The 4,275-nt window shown below is 67.9% G+C and carries 5 protein-coding genes and 1 pseudogene; 3 read left to right on the top strand and 3 right to left on the bottom strand.

The genetic code is table 11. The annotated features are described in order from the left end of the window. On the bottom strand, nt 1-897 hold an 897-nt coding region (locus tag JO059_RS08020), incomplete at its 3' end, for a DJ-1/PfpI family protein (RefSeq protein WP_293315564.1). A 111-nt stretch (nt 898-1,008) separates the two neighbouring features. Between JO059_RS08020 and tpx the strand changes: the two genes are divergently transcribed. Next, nucleotides 1,009-1,503 carry a thiol peroxidase gene (tpx, locus tag JO059_RS08015; RefSeq protein ID WP_293315563.1) on the top strand — a complete coding sequence of 165 codons (495 nt, stop codon included), beginning with the start codon at nt 1,009-1,011 and terminating at the stop codon, nt 1,501-1,503. 50 nt (nt 1,504-1,553) lie between these two features. Then, nucleotides 1,554-1,832 carry a DUF4333 domain-containing protein gene (locus JO059_RS08010; RefSeq protein ID WP_293315562.1) on the top strand — a complete coding sequence of 93 codons (279 nt, stop codon included), beginning with the start codon at nt 1,554-1,556 and terminating at the stop codon, nt 1,830-1,832. Between the two features lie 11 nt (nt 1,833-1,843). Here JO059_RS08010 and JO059_RS08005 read toward each other — a convergent pair whose 3' ends face one another. Beyond that, the gene (locus tag JO059_RS08005; protein ID WP_293315561.1) at nt 1,844-2,221 is read right to left on the bottom strand and encodes an NYN domain-containing protein; all 378 of its coding nucleotides are present in this window, start codon (nt 2,219-2,221) and stop codon (nt 1,844-1,846) included. 100 nt (nt 2,222-2,321) lie between these two features. Between JO059_RS08005 and JO059_RS08000 the strand changes: the two genes are divergently transcribed. Continuing rightward, entirely contained in the window at nt 2,322-3,506 is a 1,185-nt protein-coding gene (locus tag JO059_RS08000) for an acyl-CoA dehydrogenase family protein (RefSeq protein ID WP_293315560.1), read from the top strand. 447 nt (nt 3,507-3,953) lie between these two features. Here the strand turns inward: JO059_RS08000 and JO059_RS22925 are convergent. After that, a pseudogene (locus tag JO059_RS22925) lies at nt 3,954-4,244 on the bottom strand (PE domain-containing protein); the annotation flags it as partial. Nucleotides 4,245-4,275: the final 31 nt, after the last annotated feature.

Below are 4,275 nucleotides of genomic sequence, written 5' to 3'. Positions count from 1 at the left end.
GTTGCGCCGCATGGTTTCCGCGCTGCCGAAGCCGCATCGGGCGGCGATCGCGACGACGGTGTCGTCGGTCTCCTCCAATTGCCGGCGCGCGGCTTCGGTGCGAATGCGTTCAACGTAGTGGCCGGGCGCCTCACCGACCTCGTCGGTAAACACGCGCGTGAAATGGCGCGGGCTCATCGCCACTCGGCGGGCCAATTCGCCGATGCTGTGCGGGCCTCCCGGTTGGGCCTCGATGGCGTCCTGCACCTCACGGATGGGGGTGCGCTTTGCACGTGGCATCCACACCGGCGCTGCGAACTGTGTCTGGCCGCCGGGGCGGCGCAGATACAGCACGAGCCAGCGGGCGACGGTCTGCGCGACCTCGGTGCCGTGGTCATCCTCGACCAGTGAGAGCGCAAGGTCGATTCCCGCGGTGACACCGGCGGCCGTCCATACCGTGTTCGAGCTGCGAACGAAAATCGGGTCGGGATCGACGTCGAGGGAAGGGAATTCGCCCGCCAGTCGACGGGCGAAGGCCCAGTGCGTGGTTACCCTGCAGCCGTCCAGCAGGCCGGCCTCGGCGGCGAGAAATGCTCCCGTGCAGACGGTGACGACGCGGCGGGCCGTTCCGGTGACCGCCTTGATCCAGCTGACCAGGTCCGCGTCGGCTCGGGCGGCGTCGACGCCGCCGCCGCCGGGGAGCACTACGGTGTCGATCGACTCGCCCGGGTCGGGCAGTGGCGCCGGCAGAAATGACAGGCCGGTCGCGGTGGTCACCGGTCGGCCCTCGACCGACGCCATTCCGACCTCGTAGCCGCCGTCGGTCAGCAGCGACGCACCAGAGAACACATCGTGGGGACCCACCACATCCAGCGCTTGCACGCCGGGAAAGCCGACGATCACCACCTTGCGGGCCATGACATCAGTGTTGACGAGACCAGTGATGTCGTCTAGGCCGCGGACCCCACCATTTAGGACATGCGGACCTGGCCTAAGGCGTTGATTCGGGCCTTGGCAGACTGTCCTTCCATGGCACAAATAACCTTGCGCGGAAACCCGATCAACACCGTCGGCGAGCTTCCTGCCGTCGGATCGCCGGCCCCGGCGTTCAATCTGACCGGCACCGATCTGGGTGCGGTCACCAACGACCAGTTCAGCGGTAAGTCCTTGGTGCTGAACATCTTTCCGTCCATCGACACGCCGGTGTGCGCGACCAGCGTGCGGACCTTTAACGAGCGGGCCGCCGCGGGCGGTGCGTCCGTGTTGTGCGTGTCAAATGATCTGCCGTTCGCGCTCGCGCGCTTCTGCGGCGCGGAGGGCATCGAAAACGTCAAGACGGCGTCGTCGTTCCGTGACACCTTCGGCGAGGACTACGGCGTCAGCCTTGTCGACGGGCCCATGGCCGGGCTGCTCGCGCGCGCCGTCGTCGTCATCGATGCCGACGGGAACGTCGCTTATGCGGAACTGGTGCCGGAGATCGCGCAGGAGCCCGACTACGACGCGGCGCTGGCGGCGGTCGGGTGATTCCCTCGCGTGGGTCCTCGGGCTCCGTGGCAGTCGGCTTCGGAGCGGCCATGCTGGTGCCGTTGTTCGTCGTTACCGCCTGCAGCAGCAAGTCCACGGTCAAGCCCGAGGGGGCGGCGCAATCCGTGGTCGACGTGGTCTCTGGCCAGACGGGCTTTCGTCCCACCGACGTGAACTGCCCCTCGGGCGTGGAAGCCAAGGTCGGTCAGGAATTCGACTGCCATTTCACCGGACCGGAGGGCAAGCCCTACACGGCGCACATGCGCATCACCAAAGTTGACGGCGAGCAGGTCACATTTGACGTCAGGAGCCGGCCGAGCCAGGGCTGACGGCGGGCGTGTCAGGCGCGCGGGTCGATCAGGTCACGGAAGCCGGCCGCGGAGTAGACGGATGCTCCCAGGCTCGTGATCCGGCTGGCGAGGGCTTTGTCCGATGTCACCACGCGAATTTCGGCCGGTCGTGGGTCGGCCCCGATCATGCGCACGATCTCGTCATCGGCCGAATTCGCGCCTGGCTTGGGCGCACTCGCCACCTCGATCACCGACGAGCGGATCGCGCTTGACGGGGGCCGTTCGAACACCACGGTCACCTCGACTTCTTGGGTCGACGCCCAGCTGTCAAGTCTCTCCACCAGCGCAGCCATGGCGCCGTCGCGGTCCTTCCACCACCCGTCGGGCCGGCTCCCGATCACGTTCATTCCGTCGACGATCCACCGCACAGACCCACGGTAAGGGGATGACCAATCCGTCCATAATTCAGCAACCGGTAGTTGCGCAAGCGGCCATCTGGCACGCTTGACCGATGATCGGATCGTTCAGATGACGTCGATGGCCGACACGGAGGACCGGGTGGTTTCCCTGGCTCGCGGAATGCGAGACCTGGTGCGCGCCCAAGCGCCCGAATCGGAACGGATTCGCACGCTCACCTCCGCCATTGTCGACGAGATGTGGGCAAGTGGGTTGATGTCGGCGTTCAATCCCACGGCAGCCGGCGGCCTGGAGCCGTCGTTTGCCGAGATGATCGAAACGTGGATCGAAATGGCTTGGCAGGACGGCTCTTTCGGGTGGATCGGGATCGCCAATCTCCCTTCGTCCTTCGCCGCCGCCGCATACCTGCCCGACGAGGGTTTCGCGGAGGTGTTCACCGCGAACGACAACCACGTGACATTGGGTGGCCAGTTCTTTCCCAACGGGCAGGGAGCCGCCACGGACGGCGGTTATCTGGTGAACGGCGCGTGGAACTTCGGCTCCGGCATCGGCCACTCGCAATACATCGCGGCCGGATTTCTTCCGATGGACAACGGCGAGATGCGCTGGGTCAGCGAAGGTTTCCCGGAGATGCGGGTAGCGGTGGTGCCACGCGATCAGATCTGCTTCAACGATGGCTGGTTTGTCCAAGGGCTCAAGGGAACCGGGTCCTACGATTACAGCGCCCAGGACGTGTTCGTGCCGTCCAGCCGTACCTTCGAGCTGTTCGTCCGACGGCCGTACCGCGGCGAGTCGCCGGCCACGCGCATGGGCCTGATGCCCGTCACGGCCGCGGGTCACGCGTCGTGGGCCCTGGGCGTGGCCAAGAGCATGCTCGACGACGTGCAGGAGCTGGCCGCGACGAAGTTCCGGATGAGCGACATGGCTTCGCTGGCAAGCCGCCCGACCTTCCAGAAGGGGCTGGCGCACCACCGGGCGGCCTGGCGCGCCGCCCGCCTCCTGGTGCTCGACGCGTTCACCGCTGCCGAGGCCGCCATTGCCGCGGGTGAAGAGCTGACGCCGGCCTTGCGCGCCGACATGCGGGTGGCGGCCGTGTACGCCACGGACACGGCCCGAGGCTGCGCCGAATGGGCCCATCTGGTTGCGGGGACCAGCTCGATCCGCGAGGGCACCCGCCTGGAGCGCGCCTTTCGGGACATCTACACCGGCACTCAGCACGCCTTCATCAGCGAGAAGGTGGCCATCGACGTGGCGCAGATATGGCTCGGCATCATCGAAGATCAACCCGGCCTGTAAATCCGGCGCACCGGCCGTCTCCGGTTACACCGGGCGCTCGCCCGGTTGTTCGTCCGCGGGGGCGTCCCGATCCTTCTCGTTTCGATCGTCGTTGGCCGAGGACGCGAGCCCCGGAGCGGCGGTCGCCGCCGTCGCCGGTCCCGCGGCGCCGCCCGCCGACGTGAACTGACCGATCGAGCCCAGCGGGGCCGCGCCCGCCCCCAACACCGTTGACGCGGCGGTCGCGACGGTAGCAGGGGTCGCGGCGGCGGGCGTCATGCCGGCAGGGGCCGCCGCGGTCGACGGGTTGGCGGCCGCGACGCCGCCGATCAGGTTGGCCAGCAACGGCGTACGGGCAGCCGAGCCGGCCGCACCGGGCAACGTCTCAGCGCGTGTCAGCCCGCCGGCGGCAATTGCCCCGGTGCCGGTCGCGAACGCCTGGTTGACAAAACGGGTGCCGCCGGCGGCCAAGCTGGCGGCTGCCTCGCCATCGACTTGCGCATACATCCGGGCAATTTCCGTCACGGCCAGGCCCGCCCGGGCGAGTTCCTCCTGGGCGGCGGCGTTCAAGGCCAGCATCGCCTCGGCTTCGGCCGCAAAAGCCAGTGCCGCCTGCAGCGAAACCTCTTCGGCACCCGCCGGCGCCAAGCCTGTCAACACGGGCAGCGCCGTGCCGCCCGCGCCCAGCGCGCGGCTCGCAACAGCGACCAACTCGGATCCGACGACGGCCGCGGCCGGATCAATTGACATCGATTCCATGTGCAGACTGCTCCTGTAACGCTGCCGGCCC

This window comes from Mycobacterium sp., from assembly GCF_019247615.1.
Classification (GTDB): Bacteria; Actinomycetota; Actinomycetes; order Mycobacteriales; family Mycobacteriaceae; genus Mycobacterium.
Note: the sequence above shows the minus strand (reverse complement) of the source record. Positions and strands in the feature narration are given on the sequence as shown.